The sequence below is a fragment of the Chelativorans salis genome (assembly GCF_025336525.1).
Lineage (GTDB): Bacteria > Pseudomonadota > Alphaproteobacteria > Rhizobiales > Rhizobiaceae > Chelativorans > Chelativorans salis.
This window is the reverse complement of sequence record NZ_JAOCZP010000002.1, coordinates 299,478-320,732: the sequence shown is the minus strand read 5'-3', so window position 1 is coordinate 320,732 and position 21,255 is coordinate 299,478. Positions and strand designations below refer to the sequence as shown.

Here is a 21,255-nt window from a genome sequence, read left to right as displayed (position 1 = left end):
CCAAAGGAAGGATAAAAAAAGAGCCGGATCGCGAAGATCCGGCCCAGTCGTTGGAAGTGCCATTTAAGGCGAAACCTCCAGAGGGGAACACTCGCGGGGGCAAATGGGAGGAGAACACCCCCGGGAGTGACCAAGATATGAGCATTGGATGCTCAATTAACAACCACGGGTTTTTGCATTTCAGCCATGCATTTTTGCATGGAACCTCCGCAAATTTTGCGTCAGAACGACCAGGTGCGCGATTTCGAGATGAGGAAATCCCTGAAAACCTGCAGCTTTGCCTGGTTTTTCATGGTGTCCGGATAGCAGAAGTAGGTGTCGAAGGAGGGCACCGCAGTCTCCGGCAGGAGCTGCACCAACCCGCTCTCGTTACCCACAACATAATCAGGCAGCATGGCGATACCGGCGCCGCGCTGCACGGCGAGCTTGATCGACAGGATGTTGTTGATCTGCAGTCCGACATTGCGTTTCGTGCCCTCCGGCCGCCCCGCCGTCTCCAGCCAGTTCATGTCGCTCAGATGCGCCGGCACCGTCTCTCCGAAGGTGACGATGCGGTGCCGGTCGAGATCGTCGATCGAAGCCGGCTTGCCGTGCCGGTTGACGTAGGCCGGCGAGGCATAGAGGTGGAAATGCACGGTGAACAGCTTGCGCTGGATGAGGTCCGGCTGCTGCGGCTGGCGCATGCGGATCGCACAGTCGGCCTGGCGCATGGTAAGATCCAGCTCCTCGTTGTCGAGGATGAGCTGGAGCTGGATGTCGGGATAAAGCTCACCGAACTCCGGCAGCCGCTCCGTCAGCCAGCCGGTGCCGAGCCCGACGGTCGTCGACACCTTGAGAAGGCCCGAAGGCCGGTCCTTCGTCTCCGAAAGGCGCACCTTCGCGCTTTCGAGCTTCATCAGGACCTCGTGGGCGGTGCGGTAGAGCATATCGCCCTGCTCCGTCAGCACGAGGCCGCGCGCGTGCCGATGGAAGAGCGGCACGCCCACCTCCTGCTCGAGCGCGCTCACCTGACGCGAGATCGCCGATTGCGAAAGATGCAGCGTCTCCGCCGCATGCGTGAAGGATCCCGCCGCGGCAGCAGCGTGGAATACCCTTAGCTTGTCCCAGTCCAACGCCGGATTCCCCTTTTATTTTTTAGGCGTTCGCCGTCTTTTTATTCAGCCGCCTCGCGGTGCGTCTCCATCTCCGCCAGATACTTTTCCGCTTCCAACGCCGCCATGCAGCCGAGACCTGCAGCCGTCACCGCCTGACGGTAGATGTCGTCGGTCACGTCACCTGCGGCGAAGACGCCGGGCATGTCGGTGCGCGTGGAGTTCGGCTCGGTCCATAGGTAGCCGTTCGGCTTCTGCTTCAACTGGCCCTCGAAAAGCTCCACCGCCGGCGCGTGACCGATGGCCACGAACACGCCATCGATGGGCAACTCCTTCGTCTCGCCCGTCTTCGCGTTCCGCACACGGATGCCGGTAGCAGACGGCGGCAGCGGCGGCTTGGGCGTCTCGCCAGTGATTTCCTCCAGCACCGTATCCCACATCACCTCGACATTGTCCTTCTGGAAAAGCCGCTCCTGCAGGATGCGCTCGGCACGAAACTCGTCGCGCCGGTGGATGACCGTCACCTTCCTGGCGAGGTTGGACAGATAAAGCGCCTCCTCGACCGCCGTGTTGCCGCCGCCGATCACCACCACATCCTTACCGCGATAGAAGAAGCCGTCGCAGGTGGCGCAGGCCGACACGCCGAAGCCCATGAAGGTCTGCTCCGAAGGAAGGCCCAGCCACTTGGCCTTGGCTCCGGTGGCGATGATGAGCGCATCGCAGGTATAGACCGCGCCCGAATCGCCGATGAGCCGGAAGGGCCGCTGCTTCAAATCGGCCGAGACGATGAGATCGTTGACGATGTCCGTACCGACATTCTCCGCCTGCGCGCGCATCTGCTCCATCAGCCACGGCCCCTGGATCGGCTCGGCAAAGCCAGGATAGTTCTCCACATCCGTGGTGATCATGAGCTGGCCGCCCTGCTCCAGTCCGGCGACGAGCATCGGCTTCAGCATGGCGCGGGCGGCATAGATTGCCGCGGTGTATCCTGCCGGTCCCGATCCGACAATGAGAACGGGCGCGTGGCGGCTGGTCATGGCTCCAAGTCCTTCTCAATACCAACGGGCCGCACGGCAGCGCCGCGAGCCGCAGTCGATCTAATTATTCCACACCCCTTCGCGCAAGGCGAAGAACGGTTTTCCAACAGCTACCGGTTGTCGCGCAGTGCCTGTCCTGTCGAAGGCGCGCGCTTTAAAATGCGGATCGTGCAAGGCAACTTACTTGGCTACAGCCAGCGTATGCCATAAGTTTTATTTCGCAAATACGACAGATTCGTGCGCATCGTCGCAGGATAGGAACCGCATGCCGTTGAAGGCTGACCTCGACGCCATCGACTGGAAGATTCTCCGCGAACTGCAGGACGACGGGCGCATCACCAATGTCGAACTATCGCGACGCGTCGGCATTTCCGCCCCGCCCTGCCTGCGCCGTGTGAAGCGGCTGGAGGAGAGCGGCATCATCAAGGGCTACCGCGGCCTCCTCAACAGCCCCGCACTCGGCTACGACGTCGTCGCCTTCTGCCTTATCGGCCTGCACCACCAGTCGGAAGTAGAGCTGAAGACCTTCGCCGAGCGCACCCGCAAGTGGCCCATCGTCCGCCGCGCCTGGATGGTCTCGGGCGATTCGGACTTTCTCCTGCACTGCGTGGCGACGGACCTGGGCACCTTCCAAACCTTCGTCATCGAGGAGCTGACCTCGGCACCGAATGTCGACACCGTGCGCACGGCGCTGACGATCCGGCAGGTGAAGGACGAGGGGCTGGTGGCGATTGAGTAGGCTACGTGCCACACTGATCAGTGACCTTAAGGTAAGCGAGTTAAAAAAAGCCTCTGTGGCAAGCGCTTGCTGGTGTGACATATTATTCCATGTCTTGCGAAATTGCCTACGGAAGATATCCCTTCACTCCCACGATGCTTTCGTCTATCAGGTTCCTTTTCGTCTATCAGGTTTCAGCACTGGTCATACCTAGACCGCTTTGTATTTTCCAAGGACAAAACTACACATGACAGATACGCACGATGTCAACCTCGTCACAACCATGCACCGCGGCGGCTATGAGAAATATGGTCAGACGATGGTGCAGACTTTCCTCGAATATTGGCCGGAAAATGTACGGCTCACGGTCTATGCCGAAAATTTTGAGTTGCAGGAACAGTCCAAGCGCCTTGAAGTCGTGGATCTGCACCAGGCATGCCCAGCTCTGGTAGCCTTCAAGGAAGCCAACAAAGAACCTTGGCAGAACGGGTTGCCGGAATCGAGCGCAGCAAAAGAGGCACGCACAAAGCTGACGTATAAGTACAATTTCAAGTATGACGCGGTGAAGTTTTCAAACAAAGTCTTTGCGTATTGCACCCAGGCATCGCGCACAAGTTCCCGTTACCTTGTGTGGCTTGATGCCGATACAGTGACGACAAAGCCTATTCCAGAAGACCTTATCTCCTCGCTAGGCGATGCCTTTCTCCTCTATCTCGGCCGCCGCTACACCCATAGCGAATGCGGCTTCCTGCGCTTCGACATGGGCCACCCTAACGCACTGGAGTTCTTCAGGACGATGCAGGCAATGTATGTGTCGGGCGAGATCTATACACTGAATGAGTGGCACGATTCCTTCGTTTTCGACGTGGTTCGCAGCGTCCTATGCGCAGTGGGCACAATCGATGCCGAGACAATTTCCAGTTACGAGGTTTCACGCCATCCATTCGTCCACTCGGCTCTCGGAACCTACATGGACCACTTGAAAGGTGATCACGCCAAACAGCTTGGTAGGTCAAGCTTGCGCTCTCGGGGGATGGAACCGCTACCGCGCAAGATTCTCCGTAAACTTGGGCTGGTAGGCGACGTCTAGAAATCGTGACTCTCTACGGCTTCCACACCGGGGTTGGTCTGAGCCCCACCGTAACGGGGGCATTCTGCCGCGGCGCAAAGGCCCCTCTGCGACACGTCTCAACGATCCTCGAGGACGGGCTTCCCGCGGACACAACAGCGGTGGCGATGTACGGCATACTCCGTGGTACGGGGCTGCTCTACAGATACTCTCAAAAACGGAAGATCGACTTCTACTACATCGATCACGGCTATTTCACTCGAAGTACGCATTGGCTTGAACGGCTCGGTCGCTCACATCGATGGTTCCGTGTCACCAAGAATGGCCACGCCACAAACTGGATGACGGGCGGGGTAAAGAACGCTTTCGTCGCTATTTTGCCAAGCACTATCCTCTCTTGCCTTGGCGCGGAGGAAAGGGCGATGCCATCCTTGTCCTACCGCCCACACCGGCCATCCGCTGGTTCTTCGGCTGCAACGACTGGTGCGAGGAGACTATCCGTCGCATACGGCACTTCTCCGACATGCCTATCATCTGGCGTGAGAAACCTGGCGCAAAAAACGTTGATGAACGGGGAAGTCCGGACGGGACGCTTTCAGAGCCCTCCCCTCCCGCCGATGCAAATCTGGTGGTAAGCAGCGGCAGCCTGCAAGACGATCTTGATCGTGCGGCGGCTGTCGTTTGCTTCAACAGCAATGTGGCGGTTGAGGCTATTCGGCAGGGTATCCCGGTGCTTTGCGAAGAGCATTGCGCGGCCTATCCCATTCGCTTCCCTTGGGAGGCGCTTGCCGGTCCGCAGATGCTGCGCATCGAGCCCGACCGGCAAGCTTGGTTTGCACATCTAGCAAACAACCAGTACTCGCTTTCGGAACTGAAAAATGGCTATGCGTGGGAACATCTTAGAGCCTGAATCGAAAAGAATGGCGTGATTTCAGGCTCTTAAAAAGATGCGGTCTCTCCTGTTCGAAGGTTGGCCTTGGCCCGGCGGGCGCTGGAAACCGGTCCGCCCGCCGCCGGCCCCTCAGATCGGCTTCCAGTTCGGATCAACTTTATCCGCTTCCGCGCGCCAGAGATCGCCGTAATCCACATTCTGCCAGTCCTTGAACCATGGACCGCCATTGGTGAAATGGATTGCACTCGGCGTGCCAGCCGCCGGCTTCTCGCTCCAGCCTTCCAGCCAGTTCCAGGTTTCAGGGATTCCGCCGATTTCCTCGTCCTTCGCCCACTGCATGCGGTGCAGGTAGGCGCCGGTCTCCCGGTTGATCACCTCCGGCGTGAGCGTCTTTGTAGAAGGATGCTCGCAGTTGAAAAGCATGAAGGACGACCAGTTCTTGCGCGGATAGTTGGTCTGCGCCTTACCGTCCATCTTCACCGTCGCCTTCGGGGTGTAGTCGTGCTTGACACACAGCACCGCCTTGGTTGGATCGCGGTAGTCGAGCAGCTTGGCCACATCATCGAGGAAGAGGAAGTCGCAGTCGCAGAAGAGCGCCCAGCCCTTGTAGTCGGCGAGCCACGGCGTGAAGAAGCGCGAATAGGTGAATTCCGTGGAGGCAAGCGGGTCGACCTCGCGCGTATAGGCGCCCTTCTCGACCAGGTCGGCAAGCTTGATCGGATGCACCTCGACGGGAATGCTTGTCCGTTCCATCAATGTCTTTTTTGCAACGTCATAGGCGATTGGCTCACGGGAATCCCAACCGATATAAATATTAAGCTTTCTATCCAATTTCCTTGTCCTTTTCGTTCGAGTCCGCCCGGTCTTTCTCGACCGACCATATGCGGATACTGCGCTCCCCCACCTTCTGCTTCACCCAGGCCTGCTCATCACCCCAAGCGTGGCGTTTCCAGCCTTGCCAACTGAAACCGGCAATCTCCACGTCCCATTCCTCAGCGGGAAGACGCTCAAGCGCGTACCGGATACCAAAGTATCCGGAGCTTGGGAACACGCTGGTCAGCATCGCAGATGTCAGGCCCAACTCCGCGCACCCCTCTTCGTAATAGGTCGGGGGCAGGATCGCCACCGTCTTGCCCGCCTCGCCGAACATTGCGAGCGCATCCTGGGTCCAGTCTCCGCGTCGCCCTTTGAGACGCGACAGGAAATTGGGCTGAATGAAGTAGTTGCGTATAATTGTCGGGTGATAGAGAAAGAAGACCATGTCTGCGGCCCGCACGATCGGCGAAGTGGGATAGTTTGGGTCGTTCAGCCGCCGCTGCATCGGCTTTCCCGAATTGGCGACAAACAGCCATTTGGTCTTTGTGCCGCTCATGCCGATGGACTTCTTCGGCTCGTTGAAGCGAACGACATGATCGCTGGCGTCGACACGCTCTGACATGTCGAAAGGCAAAGAGCCGTTGCCCACAATGAATGCTCTCTTTCTGACCATATCGACCATGCCTCTCGTTCGTCCGCCGCGCCTACCGTGCCAACATTCGCAGGTCCAGAACGTTGCGGGCCCTTACCGACGCCCGATAGATCGTCCGTTGCACCTCCCGCGCCAGAACTTCCACAAACGGCTTTCCCTTCCCCTGCACCGTCGTCCCGCCCAACTCCCCAGCCACTTCGCGGATGGCGACCGGCATGGCGCTCAGCACGCGCACGCCGTGCAGCCACTGCATCTGCACCGTCGTATCGACAGGCCTGTCGAACACATGCGTGAAGGTGAGCAGCGCTTTGGCCGCATCGCGGCTGACGAGCTGCGCCTGCATGCCGAGGCGCGGGTGGCGCGGAGCGATGAGTCGCGCCACACCGGAATGTGCCGCCACGCGACCCTTTTCGCCTCGCGCCTTCTTGGGAAAGCGCACGAGGTCGTTGCCTTGCATATGGGCAAGTGCCAAGTCGAAAACCTCGGCGAAGCGCGCAGTGTCGATCTCCACGTCGTCCTCGACCACCAGCCCGGCGTCGAGCTTGCGGTCGACGATCGCCGCCCAGGCCTTGCGGTGCGACAGGAAGCAGGCGATTTCTGAAATGCGCAGAGGAAAGGGGTAGCGCGGCCTGTGGAGCCGCGGCTTGTAGACCTCGGCGACCTTCTCCTCGGGCAACGTCTGCCCGTCCACCGCATCGATGACGGTAACGGGTAGCGGCAGGCTTTGCCGCAGGCGCTCCACTTGGCGTGCCCGGCCATGCGCGCGGGCAAGGTGGATGATGAAGGCTTCGGCTTTCATGCCTCCCCCTTCCAGAGCCCTTCATAAACCTCCGCGAGCGCATCCGCCTCGCGTGCCAAGGCGAACCGGGCGGTCACATGGGCGCGTGCGGCTTCGCCTTGCTGCTTCGCCATCGCAGGATCGGCCATATAGGCCTCGATGGCGCCGGTGAGTGCCCTGCCCTCGCCGGCCGGCACCACGGCGCCGGTTTCCCCCGGCACGATCATCTCCGCATAGGCGCCGGCATCGCTCGCCACCGTCGCTGTGCCCGTCGCCATGGCTTCGAGCGGTGTGAGCCCGAAGCCCTCGTTGCGTGAAGGAGCCACGCACAGTGTAACGCAACGGTACCACGGTGCCACATCCGGAACCTCGCCCATGAAACGGATCCGGTCGCCGAGCCCCGCCTCCCGCACGCGGTCTCGAAGCGCATCCGCGAAAGCACCATGCTCCGTCGTCACACGGCCGAACACCAGCGCCGTCCAGTCCGGGTAGCGTGGCAGCAATTCGACCATGGCGGCAATGAAGAGATCCGTCCCCTTCTGGTGGCGGATGCGCCCGAAACAGCCGATACCGTAGCGCCCCGGCAGCCCGGTGGCCGCCCAATCGTCCCCGATCCCGCGCGGCGGATGGAACCGCTCAACGTCGATGCCATGCATGACGACTTTATGAGGCACCTTGAGAAAGGAGCCGGAGCGCGCACTGGTGGCCACCACCGCATCCATGCGGCGGATGAGCCATTTGGTGTAGGCACGGTGGTCGCGCTGGGCCGCAGAGGTGAAGACAAGCCTTAGCGGCGCGCGGAAGACGTGCTTGGCGATGATCCCCGCCAGCATCTCCGTATTGCGCCGCGCATGCCAGATGCGGAACGGCCTTTCCGCCGGCTTGGTCAAAAGCGCCGGCACCTGCCACCACCGCATCTTCGGCAGATCCTCGGGCAGGCCGGGCCCCAGCGCGGCAACCCCAGTCGCCCGCGCCTGCAGCGGGATCAACTGCACGATAGTGCTGGTGACGCCGGAGAGGCGGCGCTTGAAGTTGGGCGCCACCACCTCGACGCGGCGCATGTCGGGCGGAGCGGCGGCAGCGCTCGCCTCGGCACCCGCCGTCACGGCTTCGGCCTCCATACTCAGCCGTACTGGACCCGGAGCACCTCGTAGCCGCGCGCGCCACCCGGCGCGTTGACCTCAATGGAATCGCCCGCGCCCTTGCCGATCAGCGCCCGCGCGATTGGCGAGGAGATGGAGATGCGGCCGGACTTCACGTCCGCCTCCTGATCGCCGACGATCTGGTAGGTCTTCTCCTCGTCCGTGTCCTCGTCCACCAGCACCACAGTGGCACCGAACTTAACCGTATCGCCGGAAAGCTTCTTGACGTCGATCACCTCGGCACGGGCGATGAAATCCTCAAGCTCGCTGATGCGGCCCTCGTTCATGCTCTGGGACTCTTTGGCCGCGTGATATTCGGCGTTTTCGGAAAGGTCACCATGGGCGCGAGCCTCAGCGATCGCCTCGATGATGCGCGGCCGCTCTTCCTGCTGGCGCCAGCGCAGCTCCTCCTTCAGCGAATCGTATCCGGCCAGGGTCATCGGGACCTTGTTCATCTGCACTACCTTCCTGACGTCATCCGGGCTGTTCTCCGGGCACTGGCCCGGCGCCTGCGGACACAAAAAGAAAACGGTCCGGCAGCCTTGGCCAACGGAACCGCTTCGTTCGATTTCTACGAAATATAGCAATCTTTGTGACTTTTTCACGCGGAATCTTCGCCCCGCGCCGGAAACCCAATGGTTGGCTGGCAAACGGATATGATCGTTCCAAAGGGAGGAACGCCCCAACGATGCACAGATCCGGCCTTGGCCTGCCGTTTGCCTTACACTATTTCAACCGGATCGAGGGTTGAGCAAGGGGTCGAAGCAAATGCCGAAAATCGTTCTGGCCGCGCTCGTTGCGGCGCTCCTTCCCGCCAGCGCCGGTGCGCAGGTCTTCCAGGCCGGTGACGTGGCACTGCGTGCCGAAATACTGACCGACGGGCTGGAACATCCCTGGGGCATCGATTTTCTTCCCGACGGCGGCGCAATCGTCACCGAGCGCACCGGTACCGTGCGCATTTTTGCCGACGGCAGGCTCTCTGAGTCGGTCTCCGGCGTTCCCGAAGTGGCCGTGATGGGCCAAGGCGGGCTCCTGGACGTCGCGCTCGCCGCCGACTTCGAGGCATCGCGCACGCTCTTTCTTTCTTATGCCGAGCCCGGCCCAGGCGGCGCCGGCACGGCGGTCGCCCGTGCCCGCCTGGTGCAGGAAGAAGGCTCGGCGCGGCTGGAGGATGTCGCGGTCATCTTCTCCATGGACCGCAAGACCGGCGAAAGCCGGCACTTCGGCTCGCGCATCGTAGCGGCCCCGGACGGCACCCTGTTCTTCACCATCGGCGACCGCGGCGACATGAACCGCGCTCAGGATCCCTTCGACCACGCCGGCTCTGTGATGCGCATCAATCCCGACGGCAGCGTACCAGAGGACAACCCCTTCGTCGGCACCGAGGAGGCCGCGCCCGAGATCTGGTCCATCGGCCACCGCAACCCGCAAGGAGCGGTGTTCGATCCGGTGACGGACGCGCTGTGGACGGTCGAGCACGGCCCGCGCGGCGGCGACGAGGTCAACCGACCGGAAGCCGGCAAGAACTACGGCTGGCCCGTCATCTCCTACGGTCGCCATTATTCCGGCCGATCGATCGAGCGCGGCGCCGAGGCGCCCGGCTACGAGCAGCCGAGATATTACTGGGACCCCTCCATCGCGCCCTCCGGCATGGCGGTTTATGACGGCCCGATGTTTCACGAATGGGAGGGCGATTTCCTTGTCGCGGCGCTCAGCTTCCAGCTCCTGGCGCGGCTCGAGCGTGACGGCAGCGGTGAAATCACCGGCGAGGAGCGTTTGTTCGAAGGTACCTTGGGGCGCCTGCGCGACGTGGAGGTGGCGCCGGACGGCTCCGTCTGGCTGCTGACGGACGAGTCCAACGGAAAAATCATCCGCATCTCCCGCGCGGAATGAGGAGCGGGCGTCCCGTTTCTTGAGAAGCAAGAAATCGGATCGGGGAGAAGCAAAAAGCTTTGCACCCTGCAATGCCGCTGCTAAGACCGCCGGATCCCAAATCGCTCCCACACACCCCGCCGATGACCCGTTTCCGAGCCAACACGCTTCTGCTTGCCGCCGGTGCCATGTGGGGCATGGGCGTTGTCGCCCAGTCGACGGCAATGGAGGCGGTGGGACCGTTTCTCTTCATCGGCCTGCGTTTTGCCATCGCCTGCCTTTCCATGCTGCCGTTTGCGCTGCGCGAAAGCAGGCAGGCGCACACGCCGCTCGCGCCAGAGCACTGGCGCGCCTTCACGTTGATCGGTCTCCTGCTTTTCGGGGGCATGGCCGCGCAGCAGGTGGGGCTGATGACAACCACGGTCACCAACGCCGGCTTCCTTACCGGCCTTTACGTCGTGATGGTGCCCTTTTTCGGCGTGTTGTTGTTCCGGCAATGGCCGCACCGGGTGGTATGGCCGGCGGCCCTTTTCGCGCTCGCCGGCATCTGGCTGCTTTCGGGCGGCGGCGCGGTCGCGCTCGTCATAGGCGATTGGCTGACGATCCTGTGCGCCGCCTTCTGGGCGCTCCAGGTCATCTATATCGCCCGCGGCGCCAGCATTACCGGGCGGCCCGTCACGCTCGCCGTCACCCAGTTCGCTGTAACCGCCGTCGTGGCGCTGGCAATCGCAGTTATGATCGAGCCGATCGAACTTCCTGCCATTCGCGCTGCCCTTCCCGAAATTCTCTATGCCGGCATCTTCTCCGGCGGCATCGCATTCACGCTCCAGGTCGTCGGTCAGCGCTACACCACGGCGCCGCAGGCAGCTATTTTCCTGTCTACCGAGGCCGTATTCGCCGCCCTTTTCGGCGCCCTCTTCCTGGGCGAGCGACTGCCGGCATCAGGCCTTGCCGGCTGCGGCCTGATCTTCTCGGCCATCCTCCTTGTCGAGGTCGTGCCGGCGCTGCGCGCCCGCCGCGCAACGTCCTGACGCCACAGGCCTGCATAAATCTGCTGCAAGATGCGCTATGATTGGCGGCGGGGCTCATGTGTCGATGGAGCGGTACGTGAAGAAGCCGGTCGAAAAAGAATGGGAACTGTCGCTGGGGCCGGACACGGTGCGCCTGCTGGCCGAGAAGGCCCGCGCCATCTCGGCTGCGGTCAACGACGATTATGACGACGGCAAGGAGCACGAGGTGGAGTTCAGCGGCGATGCTTCCGACCGTCACAACCATGATGGGCTTGCCGAGGAAAAGGAGGAGAACCTCACGGAAGAGGAGTTCCGCGAGCTGATCGCCGACCTCAACGTCGACGAGGCGTCCGAGCTTTTGGCCATCGCCTGGATCGGCCGTGGCGACTACGATGCGCAGGAATGGCCGGACGCCGTGGCAGACGCACGCCAACGGGTGAACAGCCGCCTGGCCGGCTATCTTCTCAGCATGCCCATGCTGGGCGATTGGCTGGAAGATGGGCTGGCCGCCATCGGTGCCTAAGCGTGCATCACAAGTTGTACTGTTTCATTGAATATACGACTTTCACTAGATATTGCAGTTCAATGTCCCGCCGACACTTTCGCGCCAGCCTTGCATCCATAACCACGCTCTGCCTCGCCGCGGGAGCCTCCATGGTCGGCGCCATCGAACTTCCCGATCACGCCCCGATCCCGCAACGGCGCGCAGATGCGCTGCGGCAAGAAGCACCTGCTGTGGAAAAACCGGCTTCACCTGCCACGCCGGCGGCCGAAAGCGCCTGCCGAAAAGAGCTCCGCACCCTCGGTATCGCCTTCACCGCCATATCCGCTATGAAGGCGAAAGGCGGCTGCAGGCTGCCCTACCCGCTGAAAGTAACCGCGCTTTCTGCAAAAATCCGCTTGCAGCCGGCGGCTGTTCTTAACTGCCGCACCGCCCGCGCCGCCGCCATCCTGTTCCAGAACAAGGGTGCTGCGGCTGCGAAGAAGCATTTCGAGGCCCGCATAGCGACTGTGGTCCACGGCTCCGCCTATGTCTGCCGCCCGATCAACGGCATGGCGAAGCTCTCCGAGCATGCCTATGGCAACGCGCTCGACATTTCCGCCGTCGAACTGTCCGACGGGCGGCGGGTGGAGGTCAGCGGGAAGGCCAAGGGTGCGGAAGGAAAGTTCTTGGCCGACATCCGCACCGCCGCCTGCGGCCCCTTCACCACCGTACTCGGCCCCGGCACGAATGCCGACCATTCCAATCACTTCCACTTCGACCTGAAGAAGCGCCGCAAGCCCTACTGCCGTTAACAGCCGCATTTTGGCCACAGATCTGAATCGACGCACTGAGCATTCCTTTACCCTTCGGCGCTAGGCTCGCCTCCGTGACAGGGAGCCGGCTGCTGGCCGGTGGTGGGCCGATAGTGAACAGAGTGCGTGTATTCGAGTGGCCGCGGCGGCGCCCCCGCGCGGCGTGGACGAGCCTGGCGCTCCTTGCGCTGACGGCAGTCTCCGCCTGCACGGTGGACACGGTGCTGCGCCCGGAAGTGGATGTCGGCACAACGACGGCGGCCGTCTCCGGCAGTGGTCTGCAGAACCTCGTGCCGTCCAACCCCATGATGACGAGCTATCCGCGCTTCACCCTGCCGCGCGCTCCCTCTTCCGTCATGCCCGCCGACGAGGTGGCCTGCCGCCGCGAGTTGAAGCGCCTGGGCGTCACCTATCGCGACCTGGAACCCATCGACGACGGCGGCGCCTGCCGCATCGACTACCCCGTGGAGGTGAGCGGGCTCTCCGGCGGCATAGAGATGAAGCCCGCCGCCACACTCAATTGCCAGATGGCAGCCACCGTTGCCCGCTGGACCAAGAACGAGCTCGCCCCCGCCGCGCGCTGGCGCTACCTCTCCGGCATCGGCACCATCCGCCAGGGCTCCAGCTACTCCTGCCGGCGCATCCGCGGCACCTCCGTCGCCTCGGAACACTCGAAGGGCAATGCCCTCGACATCATGAGCATCATGCTCAAAAACGGCAAGGACATCGACGTGCGCCGTCCCGGCTTCTTCGCCTTCCGCCAAAAGAGCCTGCTCAACAAGGTGCGCGCCAAGGGTTGCGGCTATTTCACCACGGTGCTCGGGCCGGGTTATGACGCCGATCACAAGGACCATTTCCACTTCGACATAAAGGACCGGAACAACGGCTACCGCGCCTGCCGGTAGCCTCCCGCCTTCCCCGCTCTATGTGCGCGATGTGGCACCGGCTCGCACCGCGCGCGTTTCGCTGATAGAGAACCCTTCATGCTCGCCGTCGAGATCACGATCCTCCTAGTGCTCATCCTCTTCAATGGCTTCATGGCCATGTCGGAGTTGGCGGTCGTTTCCGCCCGCCCTGCCCGGCTGAAAGCGCGCCAGCGCGAGCGCGGCGCCGGCGGCGCGCTCAAGCTTTCGGCCGATCCCGGCCGCTTCCTCTCCACCGTACAGATCGGCATTACGCTGGTGGGCGTGCTTTCCGGCGCCTTCTCCGGCGCCACGCTCGGCGTCCGCCTTGCCGGCTGGCTGGAAACGCTCGGCGTCTCCCCAGGCATTGCCAATTCGGCTGGCGTCGGCCTCGTCGTCGCCCTCGTCACCTATGTCTCCCTGATCTTCGGAGAGCTGGTGCCGAAGCAGCTTGCCCTGAAGCATGCCGAGAGCATCGCCATCCGCGTCGCCCCCTTCATGATGGCGATGGCCCGCGTCACCCTGCCGCTCGTCTGGCTGCTCGATACGTCCGGCCACGCAGTCCTCGCCCTCCTCGGCCAGAGCGCCGAACGATCCCGCCGCGTCACCGACGAGGAAATCCGCACCCTCATCGCCGAGGCCGAGCATACCGGCACCATCGAAACTGACGAGCGGCGCATGATTTCCGGCGTTATGCGGCTTGCCGACCGCAAAGCCCGCGCCATCATGACGCCGCGTGGCGAAGTGGACTGGGTGGACCTATCACAAGGCCGCGAAGCACTGGCAAAGACGCTGCGCGAGACGGATCATTCGCTGTTACCCGCCGGCGACGGCTCCACCGACAAGCTTCGGGGCGTCCTGAAGGTCCGCGAGCTTCTGGCCGCCCAGCTTTCCAAAAAGCCGCTGGACATGCGGGCGCATGTCCGCGTCGCGCCGGTCGTGCACGATTTTGCCGATGCGCTCGACGTGCTCGCCATGCTGCGCGAGGCCGAGGTGCCGATGGCGCTGGTGCATGACGAGTACGGGAGTTTCGAGGGTATAGTAACGCCAGCCGACATATTGGAGGCGATTGCCGGCGTGTTCCGCGCCGATGTGGAGAAAGGTGAGCTCGACATCGTCCAGCGCGAGGACGGGTCGTGGCTGCTGCCCGGCCTGATGCCGGCCGACGAGATGGCAGACCATCTGGGTATTCGCCTGCCGGAAGACCGCAACTACACGACGCTTGCCGGCTTCCTCCTGTCCCACACGCAGGAGCTGCCGAAGACCGGGAACATGGTGGACACGATGGGCTGGCGTTTCGAGATCGTCGACCTCGACGGCCGGCGCATCGACCGCGTCCTTGCCAGCAAGGCCGACGCGCCGGCCGGGAAGGTCTAAGCAATTTTCAGAATAGCGGCAAAGCAAAGGTCGGATCGGATCATCGGCTCCCTGAAGCGATGATCCGATCCGGAGGCCGTCAGGCGGCCTGCGACACGGCCGCGTCTTCATCCCGCGCCGCCTTGAGCGCCTTCGCCCACCAGACGAACTGGTCGAGCATGTCGCCGCCGCCCTGGTTCAGGTGCTCGATCCCGGAAAGCGATTTTTCTCCGCTCCTGACCGCCATGAAATCAGGCAGCAGGACGTGGACGGCCGTGCGGATCGGCGCCATCTGCAGTTCGACCGCGTGCAGCCTGAGCTGCTCCACCGCCCGCGCACCGCCCACGCCGCCATAGCCGACAAAGGCCACGGGTTTGTTGTTCCACTCCCTATAGGCGTAGTCGAGTGCGTTCTTCAGAACGCCCGTGGGCCCGCGATTATATTCGGCCGCCGTCAGGATGTAGCCGTCGAGTCCGGCGATCTTCTTCTGCCACGCCTGCACATGCGCGTTCTCCGACGGCCCATAGGCAGGCGGGACTGCGTCGGTGAAGAAAGGCAGCGGGTAGTCCGCCAAGTCCACCAGTTCCACGTCCAGCTCCTCGCGCACCTTCGCAAGGCCGTAGATCCAGTCCGCGGCCTTCGCCGCGAAACGGCCCTCGCGTGTCGAGCCTATGATGATGCCCGTCTTCAGTTTTGCCATTGATCGGTCCTTTCGGTCTCGTATGGTATCGATTGGAAACCGACGCTATATTGGATACTGAAAAACACTGCACAAGGAGGCACTTTTTTGAAACCCGGTCACCTTCAGTCGACCACCCGCGATCAAAGCGGCGCTCACGCGGGCGTCTATCCCGATGAGGCGTGCCGGCCGATCCACGAGATCCTCAACCTTGTCGGCGACAAATGGTCGGTCCTGGTCGTGCGCCTTCTCGGGGAGGGAACCATGCGCTTCAACGAGCTTCGCCGTGCCATAGACGGCATCTCGCAGAAGATGCTGACGTCAACACTCCGCAATCTCGAGCGCAACGGCTTCGTCACGCGCACGATCTATCCCACCATCCCACCACGCGTCGACTACGCGCTGACTGAACTCGGGCGCGAGCTTCTCGTGCCCGTGACGGCGCTCGCCAAATGGGTGGACACCAATCGGGAGCGCATCGATGAAGCGCGGGTACGCTTCGACGAGCAGCAGGCGTGAAACAGAGTTACATCTCCGGCGGCACCGGCGTCGGCTTCCCTGTTGCGTCCAGCGCCACCATGACGAAGTCGGCGCTGGTCACCATCTCCATCACGTCGGAGAGATAGCGCTGCGCCCATGCCTCCACCTTGAGCACCATCGAGGTGCGGCCGACCCGCTCCACCCGCGTGTAGACGCACAGTGTATCGCCGATCTTCACCGGCATGGCGAAGGCCATCTCCTTGACTGCCGCAGTGACCACCCGTCCCCGTGCCCGCTCTGTCGCACGGATGCCGCTCGCCGAATCCATCTGCGCCATCACCCAGCCGCCGAAGATGTCGCCGGCCGCGTTGGCGTCGCGCGGCATGGCCGGAGTGCGAAGGGTGAGATCGCCTTGGGGTTCCGTATGGTTCTCTGGCATGGGCGTTGTCTCCGATGATTCACATTTCGGATTCGTTTTCAGGGTGTTGCAGGCACAACCGGAATCGGACTGCAAGCAAACTCAGGCAAACTCTCAACGACTTGAATCATTTTGTGAAGCCGGCAAAGCGGTTCTCGGCGACAATCTTGTGCTCGACGTTCAACCATCCTTCACCAGCCGCGCGACCGTTTTCTCCAGCAACGCCATGCCGCCCGGCCGCCAGCCAAGGGCGGAAAGCCTTTCGCAGCGCATAGCGTTGACGGCCTTGTCTGCCGCCTCCGGCAGTGGGTGCGGCACGCCGGTCTCCCGCTTCACGATCGCAAGAATGTCGCGCCGATCCACCAGAATATCCGAGACATTCAGGACTGGCCCCACAGGCCCGTCCGCTCCCAAAACCAGCCGCACCGCCGCCGCCACGTCACGCCCATGCACCTCCGTTCCGGCGCGAGGATCGATCGCCCTGCCGGCCACGTAATCGGCAAAAAGGCCCGCCCACTTATGCGCTCGCCCCGGCGCTGCCGGACCGTAGACACCGGTGACGCGCAGGCTGATGCCGCGAAAGCGAACATCGGACAGCCCTTCCAGCGCCCGTTCTGCCGTAAGTTTAACCTCTCCGTAGAGCGTGTCGGGCCGCGCTTCATCTGCCTCTTCCAGCCACGTCCCCGGCGGGCGCGGACCATAAACGGCGCGGCTCGACAGGAACACCGCACGCCGCACGCCGGCATCCGTCGCCGCCGCGAAGAGCGCCGCGGTACCTTCAAGATTGCGGCGTCGGAAAACCTCCGGGTCCTCTCCCTCCCCACCACGATATCTTCCCGGCACATGGTCGAAGGCCGCGTGCACAAAGTAATCCGCACTCCTGAGTAGCGCGGGCGAAATGGTCGCCGGCTCCAGCGAAAGGGGCCGGAATTCCACCGGTGCCGAAAAGAAGCCCTCCGCCGGCGCTGACCGCCCCAGGACTGCAACCGTATGGCCGGCCGCAAGAAGCGCCTCGACGATGAAACGGCCAACGTAGCCCGTACCGCCTGAGACCACGGTGTGCGGCATGCTCATGCTGCCCGGGCCGGGTTTTCCAACCAGTCGATATTAGGGATGCCCTCGCCCACATGGTAGGCATGCCAGAGGTCGATCAGCGGCCGCAGCTTCTCTGCCTTCGGGTGATCCTTCTCCCAGGGCTTCTCATACTGGTAGTGGACCACGGATACCGACTTCCAGTCCCACAGTTCCGGTAGATTGAACCAGACATATTGCAGCATATTGAAGAAGACCGGCAGGCCATGCCAGTCGGGGAAGAAGGCCTGCAGGAACGTCTGGTCCGTGCGCCGCCATAAGGCGCCGGGCCGGTCGAGCATGGCCAACATGTCTCCATATGTCTTCTCACTGGGCCGGGCGACGAAGACGCCGGAATTCAGCCGGTGAAAATCGGCGAGGCTTTCGTAGACGTTTGGGGCGGCGGAGAACTCCGGATAGGAAAACAGCCGGTCGATATTGCGCAGAACCAGCGCATCGGCGTCGATGAAGATAACCCGCTCGTAGTCGGTAAGCAGCCACAGGCGCAGCTTGGCGAAATTGTCGAGCGGTGTATGGAAGGCCGGCTTGTTGCCTTTTGTGAAAGGGGCATCGGCATGCAGCTTCGCCCGCTGGTGACGTTCGTTGAAGGCCGCCGACGTCGGCAGAAGTTCGGCTTCCACGAGCCTGGCGCCGAGTCCGGCCAACGGCCGGAGCGTCTCTGTCGTCACCCCGCCCGTGTGGAGCACCACGATATCCGCTTTGGTGCCGCTCAGCTTCAGCGAGCGCACCAGCGCTTCCGCGCCCATGGCGTAGTCCGCATTGGTGACGAGTGTCACATAGGCATGGCGCAAAGTCTCAGCCCACGCTCTTCAGCCTCTTGCCTTCCGGATCGCGCTCGATCGTAGGGGCGATGTCCTTGGTCCAGGCTGAGACGGACGGGATGCGGCTGCGGTCGACGCGATAGGCGTATTTCTTCGCCACGTCGACCACTTCAGCCAGAAGCCCCTCCTCCAGCGTTGTCGGATTGAGGCCAAGTTCCAGGAATTTCTCGTTCTTCACCACCAGATCGTTCTCCGCGGCTTCCTTGCGCGGATTCGGCAGATAGGCGACCTTCGCACCGGTCATGCGCGCAACCAGCTCGGCGAGGTCACGCACCCGATGCGTCTCGGTCATCTGGTTGAAGATATCCGCCCGGTCGCCGCGTTTGGGCGGGCTCTTTAGCGCCAGTTCAATACAGCGCACAGAGTCCTGGATATGGATGAACGCCCTCGTCTGCCCGCCCGTGCCGTGCACGGTGAGCGGGTAGCCGATCGCCGCCTGGATGAGAAAACGGTTGAGGACCGTGCCGTAATCGCCGTCATAGTCGAAGCGGTTGATGAGCTGCTGGTGCAGCTTCGTCTCGTCCGTGTGCGTGCCCCAGACGATGCCCTGGTGCAGGTCGGTGATGCGCAGGCCGTCGTTCTTGGCGTAGAACTGGAAGAGAAGCTGATCCAGGCACTTCGTCATGTGGTAGATGGAGCCGGGATTGGCCGGGTAGAGGATCTCTTGACGTGCCGTTTCGCCTGAGAGCGTCTCCACGCCGACCGGCAGGTAACCCTCCGGGATCGCCGCCCCCACCGAGGAATAGCCGTAGACGCCCATGGTACCCAGATGCACCAGATGCGCGTCGAGATCGATCTCGACCATCGCGTTGAGGAGGTTGTGAGTGGCGCTAACGTTGTTGTTGACCGTGTAGTTCTTGTGCCGGTCGCTCTTCATGGAATAGGGCGCGGCGCGCTGTTCGGCGAAATGGACGATGGCGTCCGGCCGGTGCTCCGCCAGCCAGGCCTTCAGCACCTCATAATCGCGGGCCAGGTCGATCAGGTGGAAACGGATGCGCCGCCCCGTTTCCTGATGCCAGATGCGCGTGCGCTCCTGGATGGAGTCCATCGGCGTGAGCGACTGCACGCCGAGTTCCGTATCGATCCACCGGCGCGAGAGGTTGTCGAGGATGTGGACCTCGTGGTCCCTGGCGGACAGGTGCAGCGAAGTCGGCCAGCCGACGAAGCCGTCGCCTCCCAGAACAGCAATCTTCATTGAATCGAATCCCTCGTTTTGAAACCGCGAGAAATGCTTATCCGGCATTTGTGACAGCAATTGTATGCCGGGCAGAAGCGGAAAAGGAAGCGGCGGAAAATGTGTTTTTTACCTTGACAACCGGCCAAACGAATCAAATCACTTCATCTATCAGCCATATTCGTGCATCATAATAGGCTGGTGATCGTCCCATATGCGGGTGCGCAGGCTTTGTGAAGGAGACCGGGCATGGCCACGTCCGGGAAGGCCGAGATAGGTATATTCGATGCGGAGGAGCTGGCGGAGATCCGCACGGCGGTAGAGGCCGTATGCGCGGAGCTGGGCATCGGCCGTGACGACACGAAGGGCCGCGAAGAGGTGGCGAGCCGCATGATGCGCTCCTGGGTGCTCGGCCGCCGCACGCCGCTCGGCCTCGTGAACGCCGGGCTCGACGCCGCCTGATCACCGAGGCCCCCCGTTCTCGCGGTGGGGACATCTACGATTGCTGCCCGTTGGACGGGAGGAGACAGGACACCGTTCCGGAGAGGGTCCTTTCCGATGAGCGACATTACCCTCAAGCCCCGTACCAGGACCAAGCCGAAGACGGCGCGGCCCAAGCTGCACAAGGTCATCCTCGTCAATGACGATTTTACGCCGCGCGAGTTTGTCGTGACGGTGCTGAAGGCGGAGTTCCGGCTTTCGGAGGACCAGGCATACCGGGTAATGATCACCGCGCATCAGCGCGGGGTGTGCGTGGTGGCGGTGTTTCCGAAGGACGTGGCGGAGACCAAGGCGACGCGGGCGACGGACGCCGGGCGGCGGCAAGGATTTCCACTGCTCTTCACGACCGAGCCGGAGGAGTGAGAACGGCGCGGCCCGGGGCCGCGCCGTTTGCATGGAAAGCGGGCATCCCTACCATCCGAGCTGCACGATGGCGCCGGCCTGGCCGTGGCCGTTCTGGACGGCGTGGGCTTGCGTGTTCTTGCCGAACTGGAAGAGGCCGTAGGTGTTGCCGTTTCCGTTCTGCTGGACGGTGCCGGTGTGGCCGTTGCCTTTCTGGTGGATGATGCCGAGATTGCCCTGGCCGTTCTGGAGAAGGCCGGCGGCATTGCCGAACCCCTTCTGCTTGATCGAGCCGCTCTTGATGCCCTTGGCGAGGGCGTAGAGGCCGAGGCCGGTCTGCAGGGCCTGGGCCTGACCGGGATCGCTGGGGATGTAGCTGAGCGAGACCGAGCCGCCGGCGAAGGCCGGGGCGGTGGCGAGGCCGGCGGCGATGGTTGCGGCGGCGGCGATGGCGCGGATGGTGCGGAACATGAAACTCTCCTCTCCTGGTTCAGTTGACGCGGGCTTCATTGCCAGGCGACGGGAGGAGCATGCCAAAGCCGGCTTGAACGGGTGCGGAACGGGGTGTTAACCGGTCGTTCATGGACAATGCCAGCCGGCAACGGAAACGGGCCCCGGTTGCCCGGAGCCCGTCTGTCCGTGTGCTGCGGCAGGCCGGGGTCATAGGTGGCCGGCGCGCTTGCTGCAGGTGAAGCGGCCGTCGGGCGCCTCCACCTCCAGCGTTGCCTCGTAGACGGCGCCGGAGCCGCCGAGCATGACGCGGCCGAGCTCTGCCGGCTTGCCGGGCGCGGCGGAGAAGGAGCCGCCCTGCTTTATGTTCGAGCTGCCCGATCCGCCGACGGTCTCGACGCGGAACGAATAGGAGCCCGACATCGCGACCTTGGCGTGGACCACGCCCTGAAGGGCGATCATGCCGCCCTCTGTGCTGGCGAGGATCTCGCAGCGCGTATCCTCGGAGCCGGCCGTAAGAAAGCCGGCCTTGCCGGAGCCGGCCATCAGGGCCGTGCCCGAAATCGCCAGCGCCAAGGCGGCGGCGGTGGCGGCATGCGTGCGGTTCTGCAACATGGAAACCTCCTTGGTTGCCGGTACGGCGGAAGGCCGAGGGCGGAGATTATCC

26 protein-coding genes are annotated in these 21,255 nt (G+C 62.8%); 12 read left to right on the top strand and 14 right to left on the bottom strand.

Annotated features, from left to right (window positions below; translation table 11 throughout):
* Window positions 1-221: 221 nt before the first annotated feature.
* Window positions 222-1,112, bottom strand: a complete 891-nt coding sequence (locus N5A92_RS07500) for a LysR family transcriptional regulator (protein ID WP_260901428.1) — start codon at window positions 1,110-1,112, stop codon at window positions 222-224.
* Window positions 1,113-1,153: 41 nt separating this feature from the next.
* Window positions 1,154-2,128 carry a thioredoxin-disulfide reductase gene (gene trxB, locus N5A92_RS07495; RefSeq protein ID WP_260901427.1) on the bottom strand — a complete coding sequence of 325 codons (975 nt, stop codon included), beginning with the start codon at window positions 2,126-2,128 and terminating at the stop codon, window positions 1,154-1,156.
* Window positions 2,129-2,393: 265 nt separating this feature from the next.
* Here trxB and N5A92_RS07490 point away from each other — a divergent pair, with 265 nt between their 5' ends.
* From N5A92_RS07490 to N5A92_RS07480, 3 genes are all read left to right on the top strand, one after another.
* Window positions 2,394-2,867, top strand: a complete 474-nt coding sequence (locus N5A92_RS07490; protein ID WP_159591616.1) for an Lrp/AsnC family transcriptional regulator — start codon at window positions 2,394-2,396, stop codon at window positions 2,865-2,867.
* 226 nt (window positions 2,868-3,093) lie between these two features.
* The gene (locus N5A92_RS07485) at window positions 3,094-3,936 is read left to right on the top strand and encodes a hypothetical protein (protein ID WP_260901421.1); all 843 of its coding nucleotides are present in this window, start codon (window positions 3,094-3,096) and stop codon (window positions 3,934-3,936) included.
* Between the two features lie 502 nt (window positions 3,937-4,438).
* Window positions 4,439-4,825 carry a DUF6716 putative glycosyltransferase gene (locus tag N5A92_RS07480; protein ID WP_260901418.1) on the top strand — a complete coding sequence of 129 codons (387 nt, stop codon included), beginning with the start codon at window positions 4,439-4,441 and terminating at the stop codon, window positions 4,823-4,825.
* A gap of 111 nt (window positions 4,826-4,936) precedes the next feature.
* Here the strand turns inward: N5A92_RS07480 and N5A92_RS07475 are convergent, their stop codons facing one another.
* From N5A92_RS07475 to greA, 5 genes are all read right to left on the bottom strand, one after another.
* Window positions 4,937-5,638 carry a glycosyltransferase gene (locus N5A92_RS07475; RefSeq protein ID WP_260901416.1) on the bottom strand — a complete coding sequence of 234 codons (702 nt, stop codon included), beginning with the start codon at window positions 5,636-5,638 and terminating at the stop codon, window positions 4,937-4,939.
* Window positions 5,631-6,305: a hypothetical protein gene (locus N5A92_RS07470; protein WP_313958393.1), complete on the bottom strand. Its 675-nt coding sequence runs from the start codon at window positions 6,303-6,305 to the stop codon at window positions 5,631-5,633. The genes N5A92_RS07475 and N5A92_RS07470 overlap by 8 nt, the downstream gene beginning before the upstream one ends.
* A gap of 22 nt (window positions 6,306-6,327) precedes the next feature.
* Window positions 6,328-7,074 carry a glycosyltransferase family 25 protein gene (locus N5A92_RS07465; RefSeq protein WP_260901414.1) on the bottom strand — a complete coding sequence of 249 codons (747 nt, stop codon included), beginning with the start codon at window positions 7,072-7,074 and terminating at the stop codon, window positions 6,328-6,330.
* Window positions 7,071-8,114, bottom strand: coding sequence for a glycosyltransferase family 4 protein (locus N5A92_RS07460; RefSeq protein ID WP_260902307.1), 1,044 nt, complete (start codon window positions 8,112-8,114; stop codon window positions 7,071-7,073). The genes N5A92_RS07465 and N5A92_RS07460 overlap by 4 nt, the downstream gene beginning before the upstream one ends.
* Before the next feature lie 62 nt (window positions 8,115-8,176).
* Window positions 8,177-8,650, bottom strand: coding sequence for a transcription elongation factor GreA (gene greA, locus N5A92_RS07455; protein WP_260901412.1), 474 nt, complete (start codon window positions 8,648-8,650; stop codon window positions 8,177-8,179).
* A gap of 313 nt (window positions 8,651-8,963) precedes the next feature.
* Between greA and N5A92_RS07450 the strand changes: the two genes are divergently transcribed.
* The 6 genes from N5A92_RS07450 (at window position 8,964) to N5A92_RS07425 (ending at window position 14,652) form a co-directional block, all read left to right on the top strand.
* Entirely contained in the window at window positions 8,964-10,088 is a 1,125-nt protein-coding gene (locus N5A92_RS07450) for a PQQ-dependent sugar dehydrogenase (RefSeq protein WP_260901410.1), read from the top strand.
* Between the two features lie 122 nt (window positions 10,089-10,210).
* Window positions 10,211-11,098 carry a DMT family transporter gene (locus N5A92_RS07445; protein WP_260901409.1) on the top strand — a complete coding sequence of 296 codons (888 nt, stop codon included), beginning with the start codon at window positions 10,211-10,213 and terminating at the stop codon, window positions 11,096-11,098.
* 76 nt (window positions 11,099-11,174) lie between these two features.
* Complete coding sequence (locus tag N5A92_RS07440) at window positions 11,175-11,600, top strand: DUF3775 domain-containing protein (protein ID WP_260901407.1); 426 nt, start codon at window positions 11,175-11,177, stop codon at window positions 11,598-11,600.
* A gap of 131 nt (window positions 11,601-11,731) precedes the next feature.
* Window positions 11,732-12,373, top strand: a complete 642-nt coding sequence (locus N5A92_RS07435) for an extensin-like domain-containing protein (RefSeq protein ID WP_260901405.1) — start codon at window positions 11,732-11,734, stop codon at window positions 12,371-12,373.
* 122 nt (window positions 12,374-12,495) lie between these two features.
* Entirely contained in the window at window positions 12,496-13,278 is a 783-nt protein-coding gene (locus tag N5A92_RS07430) for an extensin-like domain-containing protein (RefSeq protein ID WP_260902306.1), read from the top strand.
* A gap of 78 nt (window positions 13,279-13,356) precedes the next feature.
* Window positions 13,357-14,652, top strand: coding sequence for a hemolysin family protein (locus N5A92_RS07425; RefSeq protein ID WP_260901403.1), 1,296 nt, complete (start codon window positions 13,357-13,359; stop codon window positions 14,650-14,652).
* Between the two features lie 79 nt (window positions 14,653-14,731).
* Here N5A92_RS07425 and N5A92_RS07420 read toward each other — a convergent pair whose 3' ends face one another.
* Window positions 14,732-15,331, bottom strand: coding sequence for an NADPH-dependent FMN reductase (locus N5A92_RS07420; protein ID WP_260901402.1), 600 nt, complete (start codon window positions 15,329-15,331; stop codon window positions 14,732-14,734).
* A 171-nt stretch (window positions 15,332-15,502) separates the two neighbouring features.
* On the opposite strand from N5A92_RS07420, the gene N5A92_RS07415 reads away from it, so the two are divergent.
* Entirely contained in the window at window positions 15,503-15,829 is a 327-nt protein-coding gene (locus N5A92_RS07415; protein ID WP_260902305.1) for a winged helix-turn-helix transcriptional regulator, read from the top strand.
* 7 nt (window positions 15,830-15,836) lie between these two features.
* Here N5A92_RS07415 and N5A92_RS07410 read toward each other — a convergent pair whose 3' ends face one another.
* From N5A92_RS07410 to N5A92_RS07395, 4 genes are all read right to left on the bottom strand, one after another.
* The gene (locus N5A92_RS07410; protein ID WP_260901400.1) at window positions 15,837-16,229 is read right to left on the bottom strand and encodes an acyl-CoA thioesterase; all 393 of its coding nucleotides are present in this window, start codon (window positions 16,227-16,229) and stop codon (window positions 15,837-15,839) included.
* A gap of 159 nt (window positions 16,230-16,388) precedes the next feature.
* Entirely contained in the window at window positions 16,389-17,276 is an 888-nt protein-coding gene (locus N5A92_RS07405) for an NAD-dependent epimerase/dehydratase family protein (RefSeq protein WP_425248548.1), read from the bottom strand.
* A 2-nt stretch (window positions 17,277-17,278) separates the two neighbouring features.
* Complete coding sequence (locus tag N5A92_RS07400) at window positions 17,279-18,091, bottom strand: glycosyltransferase (protein ID WP_260901396.1); 813 nt, start codon at window positions 18,089-18,091, stop codon at window positions 17,279-17,281.
* 4 nt (window positions 18,092-18,095) lie between these two features.
* Window positions 18,096-19,316 carry an NAD-dependent epimerase/dehydratase family protein gene (locus tag N5A92_RS07395; protein ID WP_260901395.1) on the bottom strand — a complete coding sequence of 407 codons (1,221 nt, stop codon included), beginning with the start codon at window positions 19,314-19,316 and terminating at the stop codon, window positions 18,096-18,098.
* A 228-nt stretch (window positions 19,317-19,544) separates the two neighbouring features.
* On the opposite strand from N5A92_RS07395, the gene N5A92_RS07390 reads away from it, so the two are divergent.
* Window positions 19,545-19,757, top strand: coding sequence for a hypothetical protein (locus N5A92_RS07390; protein ID WP_260901394.1), 213 nt, complete (start codon window positions 19,545-19,547; stop codon window positions 19,755-19,757).
* Between the two features lie 96 nt (window positions 19,758-19,853).
* The gene (gene clpS / locus N5A92_RS07385) at window positions 19,854-20,159 is read left to right on the top strand and encodes an ATP-dependent Clp protease adapter ClpS (RefSeq protein WP_260901392.1); all 306 of its coding nucleotides are present in this window, start codon (window positions 19,854-19,856) and stop codon (window positions 20,157-20,159) included.
* Between the two features lie 48 nt (window positions 20,160-20,207).
* Here the strand turns inward: clpS and N5A92_RS07380 are convergent, their stop codons facing one another.
* Together N5A92_RS07380 and csgH are read right to left on the bottom strand one after the other, a co-directional pair.
* The gene (locus tag N5A92_RS07380) at window positions 20,208-20,609 is read right to left on the bottom strand and encodes a curlin (protein ID WP_260901390.1); all 402 of its coding nucleotides are present in this window, start codon (window positions 20,607-20,609) and stop codon (window positions 20,208-20,210) included.
* Between the two features lie 189 nt (window positions 20,610-20,798).
* Window positions 20,799-21,203, bottom strand: a complete 405-nt coding sequence (gene csgH / locus N5A92_RS07375) for a curli-like amyloid fiber formation chaperone CsgH (protein WP_260901388.1) — start codon at window positions 21,201-21,203, stop codon at window positions 20,799-20,801.
* Window positions 21,204-21,255 lie beyond the last annotated feature (52 nt).

Excerpts from the sequence above, each read along its gene's own strand:
- clpS (WP_260901392.1), top strand. The coding sequence starts at position 19,854 with ATGAGCGACATTACCCTCAAGCCCCGTACCAGGACCAAGCCGAAGACG.
- N5A92_RS07490 (WP_159591616.1), top strand. The coding sequence starts at position 2,394 with ATGCCGTTGAAGGCTGACCTCGACGCCATCGACTGGAAGATTCTCCGC.
- N5A92_RS07480 (WP_260901418.1), top strand. The coding sequence starts at position 4,439 with ATGCCTATCATCTGGCGTGAGAAACCTGGCGCAAAAAACGTTGATGAA.
- N5A92_RS07380 (WP_260901390.1), bottom strand. The coding sequence starts at position 20,609 with ATGTTCCGCACCATCCGCGCCATCGCCGCCGCCGCAACCATCGCCGCC.
- N5A92_RS07395 (WP_260901395.1), bottom strand. The coding sequence starts at position 19,316 with ATGAAGATTGCTGTTCTGGGAGGCGACGGCTTCGTCGGCTGGCCGACT.
- N5A92_RS07470 (WP_313958393.1), bottom strand. The coding sequence starts at position 6,305 with ATGGTCGATATGGTCAGAAAGAGAGCATTCATTGTGGGCAACGGCTCT.
- N5A92_RS07435 (WP_260901405.1), top strand. The coding sequence starts at position 11,732 with ATGGTCGGCGCCATCGAACTTCCCGATCACGCCCCGATCCCGCAACGG.
- csgH (WP_260901388.1), bottom strand. The coding sequence starts at position 21,203 with ATGTTGCAGAACCGCACGCATGCCGCCACCGCCGCCGCCTTGGCGCTG.
- N5A92_RS07445 (WP_260901409.1), top strand. The coding sequence starts at position 10,211 with ATGACCCGTTTCCGAGCCAACACGCTTCTGCTTGCCGCCGGTGCCATG.
- N5A92_RS07465 (WP_260901414.1), bottom strand. The coding sequence starts at position 7,074 with ATGAAAGCCGAAGCCTTCATCATCCACCTTGCCCGCGCGCATGGCCGG.
- N5A92_RS07410 (WP_260901400.1), bottom strand. The coding sequence starts at position 16,229 with ATGCCAGAGAACCATACGGAACCCCAAGGCGATCTCACCCTTCGCACT.
- N5A92_RS07420 (WP_260901402.1), bottom strand. The coding sequence starts at position 15,331 with ATGGCAAAACTGAAGACGGGCATCATCATAGGCTCGACACGCGAGGGC.
- N5A92_RS07485 (WP_260901421.1), top strand. The coding sequence starts at position 3,094 with ATGACAGATACGCACGATGTCAACCTCGTCACAACCATGCACCGCGGC.
- N5A92_RS07425 (WP_260901403.1), top strand. The coding sequence starts at position 13,357 with ATGCTCGCCGTCGAGATCACGATCCTCCTAGTGCTCATCCTCTTCAAT.
- trxB (WP_260901427.1), bottom strand. The coding sequence starts at position 2,128 with ATGACCAGCCGCCACGCGCCCGTTCTCATTGTCGGATCGGGACCGGCA.
- N5A92_RS07390 (WP_260901394.1), top strand. The coding sequence starts at position 19,545 with ATGGCCACGTCCGGGAAGGCCGAGATAGGTATATTCGATGCGGAGGAG.
- N5A92_RS07460 (WP_260902307.1), bottom strand. The coding sequence starts at position 8,114 with ATGCGCCGCGTCGAGGTGGTGGCGCCCAACTTCAAGCGCCGCCTCTCC.
- greA (WP_260901412.1), bottom strand. The coding sequence starts at position 8,650 with ATGAACAAGGTCCCGATGACCCTGGCCGGATACGATTCGCTGAAGGAG.
- N5A92_RS07450 (WP_260901410.1), top strand. The coding sequence starts at position 8,964 with ATGCCGAAAATCGTTCTGGCCGCGCTCGTTGCGGCGCTCCTTCCCGCC.
- N5A92_RS07405 (WP_425248548.1), bottom strand. The coding sequence starts at position 17,276 with ATGCCGCACACCGTGGTCTCAGGCGGTACGGGCTACGTTGGCCGTTTC.